The sequence below is a fragment of the Cohnella phaseoli genome (assembly GCF_003386235.1).
Taxonomy (GTDB): Bacteria; Bacillota; Bacilli; order Paenibacillales; family Paenibacillaceae; genus Cohnella; species Cohnella phaseoli.
Genome location: NZ_QRDZ01000033.1, coordinates 1 through 16018, shown reverse-complemented (window position 1 = coordinate 16018; position 16018 = coordinate 1). Strand labels below are relative to the sequence as shown.

Sequence of the window (16018 nt, the reverse complement as noted above, 5' to 3'; positions counted from 1 at the left end):
TTACTATAATCATTTAATCCAAGTATGTCAATCGGTTTTATAAAATATTAAAGTGATTCTATTCGTTATGTATGCAGCAACAACCTGTCCAGCTTCGCCCATCAAATCATTCTAGGAGAATTCTCGCAGATTGACAATATCCAAGTTTGCAACTTCTTTTAATCGACAATAGTTTTACGCTTACATTTCCTAGGATGGAACTCGGAGATCTCCCGCCCTCGCATTGCCGTCCCGTTCACCTCCCACGACAAAGAAAAGAGGCCCTCCCTCGGTCACCTGAAAGATGACTTACGGGAAAGCCTCGATTTAAGCGCCGCTTAAAGGATGATAGCAATCAGCCCGCCGGAGCCTTCGTTGATAATACGGCCAAGCGTCTCCTGCAGCTTGTAGCGTGCGTTGTCCGGCATCATCGCGATTTTGCCCTGGATGCCTTCGCGGACAATCGAATGCAAGGAGCGTCCGAAAATATCGGATTCCCAAATTTTGATCGGATCGTTCTCGAAATCCTGCATCAGATAGCGAACGAGCTCTTCGCTCTGCTTCTCGGTGCCGATAATCGGAGCGAATTCGGACTCGACGTCGACGCGGATCATATGAATCGAAGGGGCGGTTGCCTTCAGCCGCACGCCAAAGCGCGAACCCTGACGGATCAGCTCCGGCTCGTCAAGCGCCATTTCGGCCAGAGAAGGCGCCGCAATGCCGTAGCCGGTCGTCTTGACCATCTCGAGCGCTTCCGAGAACCGGTCGTACTCCCGCTTCGCGTGGGAAAACTCCTGCATCAGCTGCAGCAGATGATCCTTGCCGCGAATTTCCGTGCCGACAACCTCCATCAGGATTTTGTCGTACAGCTCGTCAGGAGCGTACAGATCGATTTCGGCGACCCCTTGCCCCATATTCATGCCGCTGAGGCCGGCGCGGGCAACGAAATCGTACTCCATGAATTGCGCGACAACGCGCTCCACATCCCGCAGACGCCGGATGTCCTTGACCGTCTCCCGTACCGAGTTCTCGTAAGCGGAGCGCAGCCAATGACCTTCGCTCAGCACCATAACCCAGCTCGGCAGGTTCACGTTGACTTCGTGTACCGGGAACTCGTACAGCACTTCGCGAAGCACGCCCATGACGTCCTCTTCGCCCATCGTGGCGGCGCTGACCGCCATAACCGGAATATCGTATTTAACGGCCAGCTCGCTGCGAAGCGCTTGGGCTTCCTCGCTCTTCGGCCGCGCGGAGTTGACGATCAGTACGAACGGCTTGCCGACTTCCTTCAGCTCGCTGACGACCCGTTCTTCGGCGTCCACGTAGGCGCTGCGCGGAATCTCCGCAATCGAGCCGTCCGTCGTCACGACGACGCCCAGCGTCGAATGCTCCTGGATCACCTTGCGCGTGCCGATCTCAGCCGCTTCCTGGAAGGGGATCGGATCTTCGAACCAAGGCGTCGTAATCATACGCGGCCCGCCGTCGTCTTCAAAGCCTTTGGCCCCATCGACCGTATAGCCGACGCAATCGACCAAACGCACGTTTACTTCCAGCCCCTCGGCCACCTTCAGCTGCACCGCATTGTTCGGCACAAACTTAGGCTCGGTCGTCATGATCGTGCGGCCCGCCGCGCTCTGCGGCAGTTCGTCGATCGCTCTGACCCGATCGGCCTCCGAAGCAATATTAGGCAGTACAACGGTTTCCATAAACCGTTTGATAAAGGTCGATTTGCCCGTGCGGACGGCACCCACGACCCCGAGGTAGATGTCGCCGCCGGTGCGTTCGGCGATATCTTTGAAAATGTCCACTTTTTCCACTGAGATTCCCTCCCATCGTAATCGCGAAACTTTCGTGACCCGCCGTCAGGGCGGAACTCGTACACGAACTTGGACTAGTAACATTGTATGTGCGAATGTCACGATTATGACGCCGTCCGCACAAAATGTTTGCTGACAAGCCACCGCTCGCCGCGCTCTCCTTCGTTTCCCTCCTGAGCATATGAAAAAAGAGAGACACGTATGTCATCTCTCTTCGTCTTTTTTATAATATTACAAGAATAGCGCAGCTAAGTTACGGTGCGATAGCCCGGGGCTCTCCGTCGACCCAGCGATACTCCGTGGAACGCACGGGAACGAAATAGGAGGCTTCCACGAGCTCGCGGCGCATATCTTCGTTAGCGCTCGGCTGCGTACCCGCCTTTTGGATCGCAGTCGCAATGTCAATCCCGTAGTCCGCATATACTTTTCCTTGATCGTCGACAAGCCAGTTCAGCGTCTGATTGGAAAACATGCTGCGGATTTCCGGGTCCTTCATGCCCAGCTTGGAAAAGTCGACCGTACGGAACCCCGGATAAGCCTCGTCTCCCGCCGCAAGCCGATTTCCTCGGGACGAACGGTATTGGTCCATCTTCTTCTGTACGCCGTCTACCGCCTGGAACGCGGTTACGTCAAGCAGCCTAACGAGAGGCTTCTTCTCCTCGTCGACGATCAGAAACTGATAAGCGCCTCCGTTCTCAAAAGCGGCCGACGGAATATGGCCGATATAGCCCATCCGCTTCAGCTTGCCCAGGTCGACTTTATATTTCTCGTACAGCGGCACCGTCTCGGCCGCATTCTGAATCGGCAGCACGCCGGTCTGCTCCTGAAAACGATCGACGGCGTCCTGAATGGTCAGCACCGCTTCTCTGGCAGTCGCGTCATTGCGAGGCGTTCGATCCTCCGGATATAGACAGCCCGTCAAAGCGACAAGCAGCAGCGCGGAAAACGCCAATCCGACGAATTGCATAAAACGAGCCTTCACCTTACTTCCCCCTGCCTTATCGATTAACTCCACCAATCGTCTTCCTGCTGCTCCGCCAGCTTCTTGCGAATCGCCGCTTTAAGCGGATCTTCAGGCACGATCACGGTGACGTCTCCCTTCGTCCTCGCCTGACACGACAGGCGAACGCCCTCCGACAGCAGCGAACCCAGCTTACGAATTTCGGCTGGCGTAGGGGAGCTCAAGCATGCCGCTTGCTCATCGGACACGTTTACCTTGCACATCAAGCATCCTGCGACGCCTCCGCAGCGGGTGCGGATTGAAACGCCGGCTCTACGCGAAGCTTCCAGCAGCGTCGAACCGATTCGGACGGATGCGCTTCGTCCGTCCGGTTCGAATGTGACCACATGCCGCGCCGTCACGGCCGTCCCTCCCGATTCGACAGCTCCGCCAAGCCCGCAGGCTCTCCCGCTCCCGCCAGCTTCAGCGCAAGTCCCGAGACGCCCTCTGCCAGCCGGTTTCGTTCCAGCAGCAGTCGCAGCTTCGGTATATGTCTCGCCGGATCCGCGGCAATCAGCTTGCCGGCGGCTTCGGCCCGATCCTGCCGCTCGCGCAGCAAATTAAAAATCAGCTCGTGTCCGAGCGGAACGACCGGCAACCCGATGCCGCCTAAATCGATCAGATCGCATGCCGGATGCAGCATCTCCCTGACCTCCGTCAAGTACACCGAATCGCAGGCAGTTACCTGAAAGCCGCCGACCAGTTCAACCATCGCTCCTGCTATCCGATAATGAGACAGCGTGGAACGGTATCTGTCCGTCACGCTGCTTTCCGGCTCGTCCAGAGCATAGGCCCGCAGCAGCCTGTGCGCCAAGCCGACATCCTCTTCGTCGACATAAATGTCAAGATCCCGAGGCGGCCGTCCCAGCTCCGCTCCCCGCAGCGCCAGCCCCGTGCTGCCTCCGATTACGAATCGCACTTCCTCGTCTTTCAGCACCGAGGCCAGCTCGGTCAGGGCGTCTGTCGGAACATCGCTCCCCATATCGGCCACTTCCATTTCCAACTTAGAAATACGTTTTATTGACAGCAACTATAACGCCTTCCCGCTCTACGATCGCTTGACAGCCAAGCCGATAGCCGGCGTCCAGCTCGTCCGGACCGAGACGATCCCATTCGGCGTCGCTCGATTCCGCGAGCAGCTCCGCCCCCTCCTGCACGATGCATCGACATCTCGCGCAAGTTCCTCTCGCGCAATTGAATTGCCAGTCTATCGACGCTTCCTGGGCGATCTTGAGCAGAGTTTTGCCCAACTGCGTCTCGACGGTTTTCGTTACGGTTCGTCCCGTTAAAGTAATCATGCCAGTCTCCCCCGTTCCTGCAAAAAAAAGAACTATATAATAGAGATTAAGCCGCTGATCATGCCGTAGATCAGCACGACGACCGCAACAAGCGTAAGAACGAGTCGAACCCAGCCCTTCGTTTTGGTGCGAGCGTATGTAATAATAAGAGCCGCGACTACCATCAGTCCGATCCCGATGAAGGACATCCACATTTTACTCATCGGGTCCAGCTTGGCCGCCGCATATGCTTGAAGCATTAGAACCATTATTTGTCGCCTCCCTCTTCCAACAAGCTCAAATGCTTAATATTATACCATTCGACACGATAGATGACAAAAAACGCCCAAAAGAAACCCGCGCGCCGCCAGCTTAGACCAAGCGGCGACACGCGGGCAGGTTACTTCTTGATCATCATTTTGACGAGCGACTCCAAGCTGTTCAAGTTCATTCCGCTCTTCTTCACGGTGCCGATGATCTCCTTGATCGTCTCTTCGGTTACCGGAACGTTCGCCATCGCGGACACCTGTTTGATCAATTGCCGCATCTGCGCTTCGCTTTGCATCGTAGTGGAAGTCACATTGTTGGCGATTTTTTTGACCGATTTTTCGGAAATGTTTTTGCCCGACTTTTTGTTGACCGCGCCAAGCAGGTCCTTCGGAAATTTATCCATGCTTCCCCTCCTCCGGGTATTTGCACTGCATCCTATGAGGAGATAGCCGGGAAGGTGTGGGCGTTTCTTATTTCTTGGCAGGCATATGCGCAATCAGCGCAATGTGCGGCCGCGACTGGCTTCCGAAGCGACTTCTTCGATCTCGTGCGTCTTCACGCGTCCCATCAGCGATTCCACGGCCTGCTCCGGCGGACGCCCTTCGAACAGGACGGCGTAGAGCTGATCCGTAATCGGCATTTCGACGCCGTGCTGACGAGCAAGCACGTAGGCCGACTTCGTCGTTCGGACTCCCTCGACCACCATCCCCATCCGCTGCAGCACTTCGTCCAGCGGCAGTCCCTGTGCTAGCATGGAACCCGCTCGCCAGTTGCGGCTGTGCTGGCTCGTGCAGGTGACGATCAAATCGCCCACCCCCGCTAAGCCCGCAAACGTAAGCGTATTGGCGCCCATCGCTTCGCCCAGTCTGGCGATCTCCGCCAAGCCTCGCGTAATAAGCGCGGCTTTGGCGTTATCTCCGTAGCCGAGACCGTCGGATAAGCCCGCGCCCAGCGCGATAATGTTCTTGATCGCTCCCGCCGTCTCGACCCCTACGTAGTCGGGGTTCGTGTAGACGCGGAAGTACGAGCTGTTCATGAATAAATCCTGCGCCGATTCGGCACAGACAATTTCTTTGGCCGCTACGACGATCGTCGTCGGATGCCGGCGGATCACTTCCTCGGCATGACTCGGACCCGATAGAACGACGATGCGCTGCTCGGACCGTCCGAGCTCCTCCGACAGAACGGTGGACATCCGTTTCAGACTATCGGTTTCAAAGCCCTTGGTCGCATGGATGACCAACGCGTCTTGGCCTATGTATGCCGCCGCTTGTCTGGCAACGTCGCGCATCGCCGCCGACGGAGACACGAACAGTACCGCCTCGGCGTCGCTAACCGCCTCCGCCATATCCGTCGTCGCCGTAATGCCTTCCGGAATTTCCGCGCCGGCCAGAAACTTCTCGTTGCGGCGCAGTCGATTGATTTCGTCGGCCTGCGCCGCATTTCGCGTCCAGAGCAGGACGCGATGCCCGTTGTCCGCAAGCACGCGCGACAACGCCGTTCCCCAGCTGCCCGCCACGAGGACGGCTACCTTCTTATGCGCCATGAGGTTCACCCTTTTTGCCGCTGCCGAGTTTATTTTCCGTGCCGTTGATCAGCTTCGTAATATTTTTGCGGTGACGGACGATCGCCAGCACGGCGACGACGAGCGCTCCCCACAGAAACGCCGTATCCTTGTCAAACAAAAATACGAGAATCGGAAGCAGCACGGCGAAAATCATCGAGCCTAGCGAAACGTACCGCGTCACCGCGATAACGAGGATGGCTACGACGCCGGCGATCAGCGTCGGAAGAAATGCCCAAACCACCAATGCGCCGACCGTAGTCGCAATCCCTTTGCCGCCCTTGAAGCGGAAGTAGATCGGCCAGTTATGGCCCGCGATCGCCGCCAAGCCGCAAGCGACTTCCACCGCTGCGCTGCCGTCGCTAAGCCAAGAGCCGATAAGCACGCCTGCGGAGCCTTTGGCGATATCGAGCAAGAAGACGAGGATAGCAGGGCCCTTGCCCAGCACGCGCAACGTGTTCGTCGCTCCCGCATTGCCGCTTCCATGATCCCTGATGTCGATCTTCTTGAGCCAGCGGGCGACGAGAATGCTGAATGAGATCGAGCCAAGCAAATAACTGACGATAATCGCGATAATCGTGTTTACCACGTACGGTCTCCCCTATTCTTGATCGGACTTCTTACGAGTGAACAGCCTGAGCGGCGTACCCTCGAACGCAAATGCCGCCCTGATCTTGTTCTCCAAGTAACGCTCATAAGAAAAATGCATCAATTCGGGGTCGTTGACGAATATAAGCATCGTCGGCGGCTTGACGGCAATCTGCGTCATGTAGTTAATGCGCAGTCTGCGTCCCTTGTCCGTCGGAGGCGGGTTGATCGCAATCGCGTCGGTCAAAATATCGTTCAGCACGTTCGTCGGCACGCGAAGCGCATGCTGCTCCGCCACATGATTGATGACGGGGAACAGCTTCGTCAGACGATGCTTCGTAAGGGCGGATAAGAATACGACCGGAGCATAGGTCATAAACAGAAACTGCTCGCGGATCGAGTTCGTAAAATGCTGCATCGTCTTGTCGTTCTTCTCGACGATATCCCATTTGTTCACGACGAAAATAGCGGCCTTGCCGTTCTCGTGCGCATAACCGGCAATATGTTTGTCCTGCTCGATAATGCCTTCTTCCCCGTTGATGACGACGAGCACGACATCCGCCCGCTCGATGGCCTGCATGGCCCGCATGACGCTGTACTTTTCCGTTGATTCGTATACTTTGCCGCGCTTGCGCATGCCGGCCGTATCAATCAGCACGTACTTCTGGCCGTCCTTCTCGAACGGAGTATCGATCGCATCGCGCGTCGTGCCCGCAATATTGCTCACGATCACGCGCTCCTCCCCGAGGATCGCGTTCACGAGCGAAGATTTGCCCACGTTGGGCCGTCCGATCAACGCGACTTTGATGACGTCGTCGTTGTATTCCTGGTCTTCCTTGACCGGCAGCTTGCTTACCGCCGCGTCGAGCAAATCGCCGATTCCCGTTCCGTGCGAACCGGACAGAGGCAGCGGGTCCCCGAAACCAAGCGAATAGAACTCGTAAATATCGTCCATGCGCTGGAGATTGTCGACCTTGTTCACGCCAAGCACGATCGGCTTGCGAGAACGGAACAACATCTGCGACACTTCTTCGTCCGCGTTCGTGACTCCGGCTTTGGCGTCGACCATAAAAATAATGACGTCGGCTTCCTCAATCGCCAACTCGGCCTGCATGCGTACGGAGCGGAGCAAGCTGTCCTCTCCGTCGATCTCAATGCCCCCGGTATCGATAATATTAAAGGAACGCCCGTTCCATTCGCCCGTTCCGTATAGCCGGTCTCTCGTAACGCCCGGCTTATCCTCGACAATCGCCAGTCTGTCGCCGATAATCCGGTTAAAAATCGTAGATTTGCCTACGTTGGGCCGCCCTACGATCGCAATAATCGGTCTTGCCATATTGGTTTCCACTCCTCAATAAATCCGCACGTCCTCCTGCAGGGCGCGTTCGGCATCTGAAACAATCGCAAATTTCATCATACCAAAAATCGGGCGGCTTGGCTAACGGATATTGCCATTTTCTCGCTATTCCCGCTCTACAATAATGAACAAGTCTTCGTCGATCGTATGGGCGGCGCAGTCCAAAATCTTCTCCAGCAGATGAGAAACTTGCTGCAAACGCGCCCTGTCCTCCGCGTAGAAGATCGGCGCCCCTCCTCCGACCTCCTCCCGCCTGGTCGTCACAATGCCCACGATTCTAGCCATTGGATTTCGCCTCCAAGCTTTTGCGGTTCGCCTTCGTCGGCTTGCGCACCGCCGCTTCCAGCAACGGAACGCCTCTCACCGCTTCATAGGCCTTGTCCGTATCCTTCTCCCGGGGCAGCACGAGCAGACCCAGCTGTCCCGTTCGTAAGCCGAGCTTGGCGATCGGCAGAAGCCCAGGGTCTCCTTCGTCGCGGTAAACGCCAAGACGAGTGGAGACGTCGTGGAGAATCGCCTGACGCTGTCCTAGATTGGCGATTGTCACGCGGGCGTCGTCGCTCTTAGGCGTCAGTATAAATCCGATTCCCTGCTCGCGGATAATGTCCCTGTTCTCGTCCAGACCGACGTTCATCATGTAGATATCGCCAATATACAGATTCGGCCCGTCCAGCTTGATCGGAGCCATTTGGACATGAGCGATATGGGAAATTTTTTTCCCCCTCATGAAAAAATGAGAGACGACCAGCGCGAGAACGCCGGCACCCAGACCCGCCCACCAAGCAATCCATTGAGCGAACAGACTCGTCAGCAGCGCTGTAAAGATCGCCAAATAATTGCGGCCTTCGAACACAACGGATATCCCTTCGATGTAGGCAGCTCCTCGCGGCACAAGCTCCAGCTCGTCGATCGCCGTCAGGGTATTGCGCTCCATATTGCGCACTTCGCGAAACTGCTGCGCTGCAAGCGACAGGAACGTGATTGCCGTGTAATCCTTATTGAACAGGGCCGGAACGGCGACCGCGCCAAGCGCGCCGGCGATCAGCCCGAGCGCCAGATGAATGATTTTGCCGTGCGGATACGCCGGGTACTGCCGATAATCGCTGCGCAGCATGGCGATGCGGGCGGCCATACCGAATGCCGTCCCCATCGCGACGGCGGTCAGCTCCTTGTGAGAATGCAGCCAATCCAGCATCATGATCTTTTGTCCTCCTCATCTTCCGCCTGTCTTAACCGCCCCTTTTCTGACCCACTCGCCCGCCGTTTTGACAAATGCCGTCCACAATCTGGCGCAGAACAACGCGATCCACCAAGCCAGCAGCCCCTCATCCGGCACCGCGACCGGCAGTTCGGCTGATTGGGCGCGGGCAAAAGCGTGAGCGACCGCAATCAGGAACAGACATACCGTAACAGCCAGAGCTTGCTCGGATGCGGTACGAAGCAGCAGCGCAGCCAGCCAGCCAATCAGCGCAGCGATCGCCCAAGACGATCCGGCGGGAGCAAAGCCGGAAGGGATATACGCCAATTTACCGGCCAATACCGCTACCGAACCGATCAGCAGTCCTCCGCATACGGCTGTCCAACCTCTTGCCGCCGGCAATCGCCAACTGACCAGCGCGATGGAAAACAACGTCCATACCGATGCGCCATTTACCGATAAGGAGCCGGTTAGAGGAACTTTTCCCAGCCAGGCCAACGGCCATATGGCCAGAAACAACCCAACCGCCCAACCCGGCAAATCATCCGTCGATTCCTCCCTCCAGCCGCTCCACCACAAGATCGCGGCGACCAGCCACAGAAATGCGGCGCCGAATAATGGCGACATCTCCCCACCTCCATTCGGTAGTATGCGCCGTACGACCCGAAAAAACATGCCGCTTCCGCCATATTAAACAACAGGAGCCTTCCCGGTAATTCCGGAGGCTCCTGCTTGCGATATTATAGCGTTACTTGGAGGTCGCCTTAATGCCCAGCGCTGTTACGATGTTGCGGAATACTTGAGTGTTGTCCATGTAACCCGAGAATAGCTGAGCCCCCGGACCCGAAGCGTTGACCGGCACGTCGTCGAAAGTGTGCACCTCTACCGCCTCGTCATGCGGAATGTTGCCCGTAAAGTGGATACCGTTCGGGTCCTTGTCCGGATTGGCGATGTACCAGGCTTTATCCGTAACGTTCGGGTCTTGAATCGTCGGACTGATTGGCGTCGGATTCGTCAGGAAGTCGTCGTTGTGATCCGGATGGTTGCCCCAGCCTACAGCCAGCTTCCAGGTCGAATCCGGGTCGTCCGGGAACCCGTCCTTGTTCGCGTCGACGTAAGTCGGGAATTTGGAATCCGCGTAGGTACCGACGAACTCTCTCAGCTCTTCGCCCGTCTTGCCTTTTGCCGCCTCTGTATTGTACGTGCCGTTAAGCGTCATCGAATGGCCGTGGTCCGCCGTCACGATAATAAGCGTGTCCGGATGCTTGGCCGCATATTGCTTCACTAAGCCGACGGTTTGGTCGAACTCGATCGTATCCCAGATCAAGCGTTCGAGATCCATCGGGTGCGCCATCTTGTCGATCGAAGCGCCCTCGACCATCAGGAAGAAGCCGTTTTTGTTTTTGCCGAGCACGTTCAGAGCTTGCGAGGTCATCTCCAGCAGCGTAGGCTGATCCGTATATTCGCCGACGATCGCCTTGTTCACCGGCTTCGTATATTCGCGGTCGAAGTAGACGTCGAGATTGCCTTTTTTGAACAAGCCAAGCAGCTTGGAGGCGCTATTTGCCTTATTCAGCTCCGTCGCATTCGTCACGTAAGTGTAGCCGAGCGACTTAAACGCATCGATTTTGTTCGTTCCGTCCTTGCGTTTGCCTCCGGCGCTCTCCGGCAGGAACCATTCGAGACCGCCGCCCATAATTACGTCAGGCCGCGAGCCCGCTTCCAGAAACATGTTCACGATCGCTTCCGATGCGCTTCTTTTCCGGGTATGAATCGCCATCGCCGCCGGAGTCGCATCCGTTACGTCCGCCGTCGTAACTACGCCAGTAGACATCTTCTTCGTTCGCTTAACGAGCTCTACGATGTTCTCGACACGCGGATCGTCAAGCGGGTCTTCCGTATTGTCCGGGTATACGCCTTCGGCGTTAACCGCCGTTTTGTGGCCGGTCGCATAAGCGGAAGCGGAGTTGGCGGAGTCCGTCACGATCGAATCCATTCCGGAAGTCGTGACTAGCCCCATGTACTCCATTTTCTCCATTTCCAGCCATCCGTTGAACTTGCCCTCGTCGATTCCTTTCGAGACGACGCGAGCGGCGGTGCGGATGTTGGCGCTCATTCCATCCCCGATCATCAGAACGACGTTTTTCGCCTTCTTCGGATTGCCTACCGCTTCATAGACTTCGTAAAACACGGTCTTTTTTACCGTTTTGCCGGCCGCTTTCGCTTCGGCCTTAATTCCGATTTTCGCCGCCTTGGAGAAGCTGACTTGACGGATCGTAAGCTCGGAGCTGTTAGCGTTCGCGTTGGTGAATACGCCTTTTTTGCCGAAATAAGCTTCCGCATCCTGTCCGTTTACAGTTACCTTCAGCTCGCTTTTTTTAACCGCAGCTCCGTTCAGCTCTACCCGAAAGTCGAATTTCTGGCCGGCTAGAACAATCGCGCGGTCGATCGGAGCGATCGTAATCGTCGGAGCCGCATCGGCCGCGACTGCTCCGGTAATACCGGCCAGCAACGAGGCGGCTGCAAGCGATAAAGTAAGCAGAAGTGCCGTAAGCTTCCTTGTCAGCTTAATCATTTTTTATTTCCCTCCCAAAATGGTTGACTGCAAGTTCATTCTAGACGCCATTTATTAAACGGGAAGAAAATGAAAGGCACTTTTGTGTAAAATTATCGCCGCCGAGAAAATAAAGAAGAGCCGTCCCGAATACGGGACGGCTCCATCGATTAACGATGTAACGATTACTTGAACTTGCTCAGCTTGTCGCCGAAGCGCTCTCCGAGGTTAAAGCTCATGCTTTCCGCAGGAGGCAGGTTCGACTCTTCGCGAGGCGCGCGCGGCGCACGAGCTTCGCGCTCCGGACGAGCCGGGGCTTCTTCCGTTTCTTTGATAGAAAGGGAGACGCGCTTCTCCGCAGGGTTGAAGTCCAGAACTTTAGCTTGAACTTCTTGGCCTTCCTTCAACACTTCGTAAGGCGTCGCGATATGGCGATGCGCGATTTGCGAAATGTGAACGAGTCCCTCGACGCCAGGAGCGATTTCAACGAATGCGCCAAAGCTGACGAGACGCTTAACGACGCCCGTTACCGTGTCGCCGATGTTGAATTGGCCTACAGCCGATTCCCATGGACCCGGTTGAGCGGCCTTGATGCTCAAGGAGATTTTGCCGATCGAAGGATCGACTTTCAGCACTTTTACTTTAACGTCCTGTCCTTCGGATACGACATCCGCCGGATGGGCAACGTGCTGCCAAGCGATCTCGGAAACGTGGACGAGACCGTCGATGCCGCCGATGTCGACGAACGCGCCGAACGGAGTCAGGCGTTGAACTTTGCCTTCCAGCACTTGGCCCGGCTCCAGGCTGCCCATAATCTGTTGTTTCTTCTCTTCGTACTCAGCTTCCAGAACGTCTTTGGCGGACAGAATGACCTTGTTGTTCTCGCGGTCGATTTCCTTCACCTTGACTTTGATCGTGCGGCCTTTGTAGGAGCTGAAATCCTCTACAAAATGACGCTCTACCATAGAAGCCGGAACAAATCCGCGTACGCCTACGTCGGCCACGAGGCCGCCTTTAACGACGTCGGTTACGACGACTTCGAAAGCTTCGCCGTTGTCGAACTTCGCTTGCAGCTCATCCCAGGCGCGCGGTGCGTCCGCTTGACGCTTGGACAGCACGAGCGATTCCTTGGCGTCGTTGATGCTAACGATTTTCGCTTCGACCTCTTGGCCGATCTGCACTGCTTCAGCCGCGTTGTCGATGTTCACGGAAGAAAGCTCGCGCAATGGAATAACGCCGTCGTATTTATATCCAAGGCTAACGTACGCTTGATTGTCGTCGATTTTGACCACCGTACCTTTCACGGTGTCCCCTTTCTTCAAGGTTACGACATTTTCCAGCGCGTCCTGGCTGACGTTATCCGCCACCGGCTCTGCCGCGTTTTCCTGAACGTTGATTTCTTCAGACATGAAAATTACCTCCTCAGATCTACCCCAACTTTATTTAAACCCGCGCAGCCCGGCCAGCAGGCTCGCGCTTCGCGGCGCTTAAATCTTACTTACCCGAAAACATGAGAACCAAATAATGCCTTTAGTATGAGGGTTTCCGACAAGAAACATGCATCCGTCAAGACGCCGGCTGTCCCGTCTTCATCATTTCCTTAATTCTGGACATGATCAGCTCGGTCGCTTCCTCCATGCTTTCGGTCGTGCCTTGCTCCGCGAAAGGCTTCAGATCGATCGGAGCGCCGTATACCGCAACCATCTTGCGGAAAATACGGTATTCGCCGACCAGTGCAACCGGAACGACAATGGCCTTGCCGCGAACTGCCATCGTAACGGCCCCGCGTTTGCCCATGCCCACCGCTTCGTTGCGAGTGCCTTCCGGGAAAATTCCCATCACATTGCCGCCTTGCAATAGCGTAATCGCTGTGCGAATCGCTTCCTTGCTCACGCCTCCGCGCTTAACAGGAAACGCTCCTACTCCTCGAATCAACGATCCGAACAGCGGAATGCGAAACAGCTCTTCCTTGGCCATATAATGAACTTTGCGGGGTACGCATACCCCCAAAGTGATGGGATCCTGCAAGCTCCTGTGGTTGCTGCACAGCACTACCGGGCCTTCGCGGGGAATGTTCTCGATTCCTCTGGCCTCCAGCCGATAGAGAAGCGCGTACAAGACTCGGAGAATGGCTCTGGCAATCCGGTATAACATAGTCTACTTCTCCTCCGCTGAAATGGTTCTTACTGCCGCAAGTCCCCATTGTACGATTTCTTCCGCCACTTCGTCCACCGTCATGCCCGTGGAGTCCAGCAAGCGGGCGTCCGCAGCCTGGAGGAGAGGCGCTATCTCCCGCTCTCTGTCGAGCCGGTCGCGTTCCTCAATCTCTCGTTCCAATTGATCCAGCGTAATCTCCGTTCCCGGTTCCAGCTCCAGGAAACGCCGCTTCGCCCGCTCTCGCGGAGTCGCGGTCAGGAATACCTTCAATTCAGCGTCCGGCAACACGTGCGTTCCAATGTCCCGACCGTCCATGACGACGCCCTTGCCTGCAGCCATATTGCGCTGAAGCTCGGCCATGCGCAAGCGAACCCGCGACAACCGCGCAACATACGAAACGCTGCGGTTGATCTCGAGCGATCTCAGCTTAGCCGTAACGTCCTCGCCGTTCACGCGCACCTGCTGGCCGTCGCCTCCCGGCAGAAGAACGATATCCAGTCCGTCCGCCAATCGGCCGACAGCTTCGTCGTCATCCTTCGGCACCCCGGAGTCGAGCACCTTCAGCGTAACCGCCCGGTACATCGCCCCCGTATCTATGTAGACATATTGAAGGGCGCTTGCCACCTTGCGGGCGACCGTGCTTTTGCCTGCTCCCGCAGGTCCGTCGATCGCGATATTAATCCGATGAGTGTGAGATACGTCCATGAGCGAACAGCTAGCCTCCTACAGCAGACAACAAGAAAACCTTGATATCAAAAAATAAGGCAGGCTGAGCCTGCACGGATCGAGAAAATTATACCACAGGGCTACACTCTATGCAAAAAAACAAGACGTCAAGGCGGTGAATTCCGATAGGGAACCCCTTCGGAGTGATCCGCAGACGCCAGCCATTGCCGTATTTCGGGGAACTGCAAAGCGACCTGGGACAGGATCAAAAGCACGAGAAGAGTTTTGATCGCCTTGACGATCCATGCTTCCGCGCGATCCGACCATGCCGTGAAATCGGCAGGATCGATTTTGTTGCTTTTTGCCGCCATTCCGCTGCCTCCAAGCTTAGCCTCGAGACACGGAACAGTCGGCTGTGCGGCAGGCGTTAATCCCTGCGCAGCTCCAATTGGCGCTCGAAGCAATAGCGAATAATTTTCTGCTGGTCGGATTCGGTAATATCCGCGAAACGCAGCATAACCAGATTTTTGTCCGGTTCGACGGGAAGCACTCTGACGACTTCTCCTTCGAATTTCGCATGCGAGATCGATCCGCCCCTATAGCTTAATAATAACCAACAAGAGAGCGTAACATTCGGCTCGATCGGCCACCTGCGTTCGCAGAGGAAAGAAGCGCCTCCGCCTCCAAGGTCTTCGGTTACGGCTACGAAGCGCAGCTTGTCTCCAAGTTTGACGCCGATCTCCAGATTGGTTTCCACTCTCAAATAGCTGCGTCTCTGGTCCTTCGTGATCTGTTCCGGGTCGGGCTTGCGAATGGCGACAAGGGAAACCGCTTCCTTGCGAAATCCTTGCACAGAGCTGTTGAACAGATGCTTAACTCCGTCCTGGGTAAAATAGTATACCAACAATTGCTCACCGACGCTCGTGCGGTATAAACGGCGGTTCTTCTCGTTCAACGGAATTTCGATATAAATATTCCTGTCGTCCACGTCGGCTACGCGCGAACGGAGCGTGACGGACTCCGAGTCGGGTTCGGATTCGGTTTGTATGTACATCATCTGATTGATTTTTGGCAGCATCCCTAACCCTCCATGCAAACATGTTCGGAGCAACTTCATTGCGTACCGACATATTATATCACGGGGGCGAACATTGGGGAATGAAAATGAGGCCGTCCCTAAGTTAGTCGAAAAATCGTACAACACTGCTCGAATCAGGCTCATACGACGGACGTTTGTGGGAAAAACCATACAAAGCTGCTCCACTCAGGCTCAAACGACGGACGTTTGTGGGAAAAACCATACAAAGCTGCTCCACTCAAGCTCATACGACGGACGTTTGTAGGAAAAACCATACAAAGCTGCTCCACTCAGGCTCATACGACGGACATTTGTAGGAAAAACCGTTACTACTTAGGTACCCTGGGGGAAAGCGAAGTTGTCTTGGAAAATTGCAATGAGCGACGGAAGGACAGGAAGACCTTGTTTGCGCAATGTGGAAATAAATCCATGAGCGCGCGCAAATTGATGCGCCCCCTCCCAAGTACGGAATGAGCCGGATACTTTTTGCTTCACCTTGGTCATCCGCAAATC

The 16018-nt window shown here is 55.7% G+C and carries 19 protein-coding genes and 1 pseudogene; all 20 read right to left on the bottom strand.

The genetic code is table 11. The features are described 5' to 3' along the window. Positions 1-317: 317 nt before the first annotated feature. On the bottom strand, positions 318-1796 hold the full coding sequence (gene spoIVA / locus DFP98_RS30565; RefSeq protein WP_116064434.1) for a stage IV sporulation protein A: 1479 nt from the start codon (positions 1794-1796) through the stop codon (positions 318-320). Between the two features lie 253 nt (positions 1797-2049). Further along, positions 2050-2778 (bottom strand): hypothetical protein, encoded by a 729-nt coding sequence (locus DFP98_RS30560; protein WP_147310304.1) that lies wholly within the window; start codon positions 2776-2778, stop codon positions 2050-2052. A 23-nt stretch (positions 2779-2801) separates the two neighbouring features. Then, complete coding sequence (locus DFP98_RS30555; RefSeq protein WP_116064432.1) at positions 2802-3158, bottom strand: 2Fe-2S iron-sulfur cluster-binding protein; 357 nt, start codon at positions 3156-3158, stop codon at positions 2802-2804. Then, positions 3155-3826 carry a nucleotidyltransferase domain-containing protein gene (locus DFP98_RS30550; protein WP_147310303.1) on the bottom strand — a complete coding sequence of 224 codons (672 nt, stop codon included), beginning with the start codon at positions 3824-3826 and terminating at the stop codon, positions 3155-3157. The genes DFP98_RS30555 and DFP98_RS30550 overlap by 4 nt, the downstream gene beginning before the upstream one ends. Continuing rightward, on the bottom strand, positions 3801-4094 hold the full coding sequence (locus DFP98_RS30545) for a 2Fe-2S iron-sulfur cluster-binding protein (RefSeq protein ID WP_116064430.1): 294 nt from the start codon (positions 4092-4094) through the stop codon (positions 3801-3803). Before DFP98_RS30545 ends, DFP98_RS30550 begins: the two co-directional genes overlap by 26 nt. 32 nt (positions 4095-4126) lie before the next feature. Next, entirely contained in the window at positions 4127-4342 is a 216-nt protein-coding gene (locus DFP98_RS30540) for a DUF2768 family protein (RefSeq protein WP_246016896.1), read from the bottom strand. Positions 4343-4473: 131 nt separating this feature from the next. Further along, a complete protein-coding gene (locus DFP98_RS30535) occupies positions 4474-4746 on the bottom strand; it encodes a stage VI sporulation protein F (protein WP_116064429.1) in 273 nt (90 codons plus the stop codon). A gap of 93 nt (positions 4747-4839) precedes the next feature. Beyond that, positions 4840-5889 carry an NAD(P)H-dependent glycerol-3-phosphate dehydrogenase gene (locus DFP98_RS30530; protein ID WP_116064428.1) on the bottom strand — a complete coding sequence of 350 codons (1050 nt, stop codon included), beginning with the start codon at positions 5887-5889 and terminating at the stop codon, positions 4840-4842. Further along, positions 5879-6496 carry a glycerol-3-phosphate 1-O-acyltransferase PlsY gene (gene plsY / locus DFP98_RS30525; protein ID WP_116064427.1) on the bottom strand — a complete coding sequence of 206 codons (618 nt, stop codon included), beginning with the start codon at positions 6494-6496 and terminating at the stop codon, positions 5879-5881. Before plsY ends, DFP98_RS30530 begins: the two co-directional genes overlap by 11 nt. Before the next feature lie 12 nt (positions 6497-6508). Further along, the gene (der, locus tag DFP98_RS30520) at positions 6509-7831 is read right to left on the bottom strand and encodes a ribosome biogenesis GTPase Der (protein WP_116064426.1); all 1323 of its coding nucleotides are present in this window, start codon (positions 7829-7831) and stop codon (positions 6509-6511) included. 126 nt (positions 7832-7957) lie between these two features. Next, entirely contained in the window at positions 7958-8137 is a 180-nt protein-coding gene (locus DFP98_RS30515) for a capping complex subunit for YIEGIA (protein ID WP_116064425.1), read from the bottom strand. Continuing rightward, complete coding sequence (locus DFP98_RS30510; protein WP_116064517.1) at positions 8130-9047, bottom strand: YIEGIA family protein; 918 nt, start codon at positions 9045-9047, stop codon at positions 8130-8132. The genes DFP98_RS30515 and DFP98_RS30510 overlap by 8 nt, the downstream gene beginning before the upstream one ends. 18 nt (positions 9048-9065) lie before the next feature. Beyond that, a complete protein-coding gene (locus tag DFP98_RS30505; protein ID WP_116064424.1) occupies positions 9066-9677 on the bottom strand; it encodes a hypothetical protein in 612 nt (203 codons plus the stop codon). A gap of 121 nt (positions 9678-9798) precedes the next feature. Then, positions 9799-11625, bottom strand: a complete 1827-nt coding sequence (locus DFP98_RS30500; protein ID WP_116064423.1) for an alkaline phosphatase — start codon at positions 11623-11625, stop codon at positions 9799-9801. Positions 11626-11789: 164 nt separating this feature from the next. After that, on the bottom strand, positions 11790-13013 hold the full coding sequence (gene rpsA / locus DFP98_RS30495) for a 30S ribosomal protein S1 (RefSeq protein ID WP_116064422.1): 1224 nt from the start codon (positions 13011-13013) through the stop codon (positions 11790-11792). 157 nt (positions 13014-13170) lie between these two features. After that, entirely contained in the window at positions 13171-13758 is a 588-nt protein-coding gene (locus tag DFP98_RS30490; protein WP_116064421.1) for a lysophospholipid acyltransferase family protein, read from the bottom strand. A gap of 3 nt (positions 13759-13761) precedes the next feature. Then, positions 13762-14466 (bottom strand): (d)CMP kinase, encoded by a 705-nt coding sequence (gene cmk, locus DFP98_RS30485; protein ID WP_116064420.1) that lies wholly within the window; start codon positions 14464-14466, stop codon positions 13762-13764. Between the two features lie 128 nt (positions 14467-14594). After that, complete coding sequence (locus DFP98_RS30480) at positions 14595-14798, bottom strand: hypothetical protein (RefSeq protein WP_116064419.1); 204 nt, start codon at positions 14796-14798, stop codon at positions 14595-14597. Positions 14799-14854: 56 nt separating this feature from the next. Continuing rightward, a complete protein-coding gene (locus tag DFP98_RS30475; protein ID WP_116064418.1) occupies positions 14855-15505 on the bottom strand; it encodes a flagellar brake protein in 651 nt (216 codons plus the stop codon). Positions 15506-15838: 333 nt separating this feature from the next. Beyond that, positions 15839-16018 (bottom strand): annotated as a pseudogene (locus tag DFP98_RS39550) (hypothetical protein); the annotation flags it as partial.

Excerpts from the sequence above, each read along its gene's own strand:
- DFP98_RS30545 (WP_116064430.1), bottom strand. The coding sequence starts at position 4,094 with ATGATTACTTTAACGGGACGAACCGTAACGAAAACCGTCGAGACGCAG.
- DFP98_RS30540 (WP_246016896.1), bottom strand. The coding sequence starts at position 4,342 with ATGGTTCTAATGCTTCAAGCATATGCGGCGGCCAAGCTGGACCCGATG.
- DFP98_RS30535 (WP_116064429.1), bottom strand. The coding sequence starts at position 4,746 with ATGGATAAATTTCCGAAGGACCTGCTTGGCGCGGTCAACAAAAAGTCG.
- DFP98_RS30530 (WP_116064428.1), bottom strand. The coding sequence starts at position 5,889 with ATGGCGCATAAGAAGGTAGCCGTCCTCGTGGCGGGCAGCTGGGGAACG.
- der (WP_116064426.1), bottom strand. The coding sequence starts at position 7,831 with ATGGCAAGACCGATTATTGCGATCGTAGGGCGGCCCAACGTAGGCAAA.
- DFP98_RS30515 (WP_116064425.1), bottom strand. The coding sequence starts at position 8,137 with ATGGCTAGAATCGTGGGCATTGTGACGACCAGGCGGGAGGAGGTCGGA.
- DFP98_RS30510 (WP_116064517.1), bottom strand. The coding sequence starts at position 9,047 with ATGCTGGATTGGCTGCATTCTCACAAGGAGCTGACCGCCGTCGCGATG.
- DFP98_RS30505 (WP_116064424.1), bottom strand. The coding sequence starts at position 9,677 with ATGTCGCCATTATTCGGCGCCGCATTTCTGTGGCTGGTCGCCGCGATC.
- DFP98_RS30500 (WP_116064423.1), bottom strand. The coding sequence starts at position 11,625 with ATGATTAAGCTGACAAGGAAGCTTACGGCACTTCTGCTTACTTTATCG.
- rpsA (WP_116064422.1), bottom strand. The coding sequence starts at position 13,013 with ATGTCTGAAGAAATCAACGTTCAGGAAAACGCGGCAGAGCCGGTGGCG.
- DFP98_RS30490 (WP_116064421.1), bottom strand. The coding sequence starts at position 13,758 with ATGTTATACCGGATTGCCAGAGCCATTCTCCGAGTCTTGTACGCGCTT.
- cmk (WP_116064420.1), bottom strand. The coding sequence starts at position 14,466 with ATGGACGTATCTCACACTCATCGGATTAATATCGCGATCGACGGACCT.
- DFP98_RS30480 (WP_116064419.1), bottom strand. The coding sequence starts at position 14,798 with ATGGCGGCAAAAAGCAACAAAATCGATCCTGCCGATTTCACGGCATGG.
- DFP98_RS30475 (WP_116064418.1), bottom strand. The coding sequence starts at position 15,505 with ATGCTGCCAAAAATCAATCAGATGATGTACATACAAACCGAATCCGAA.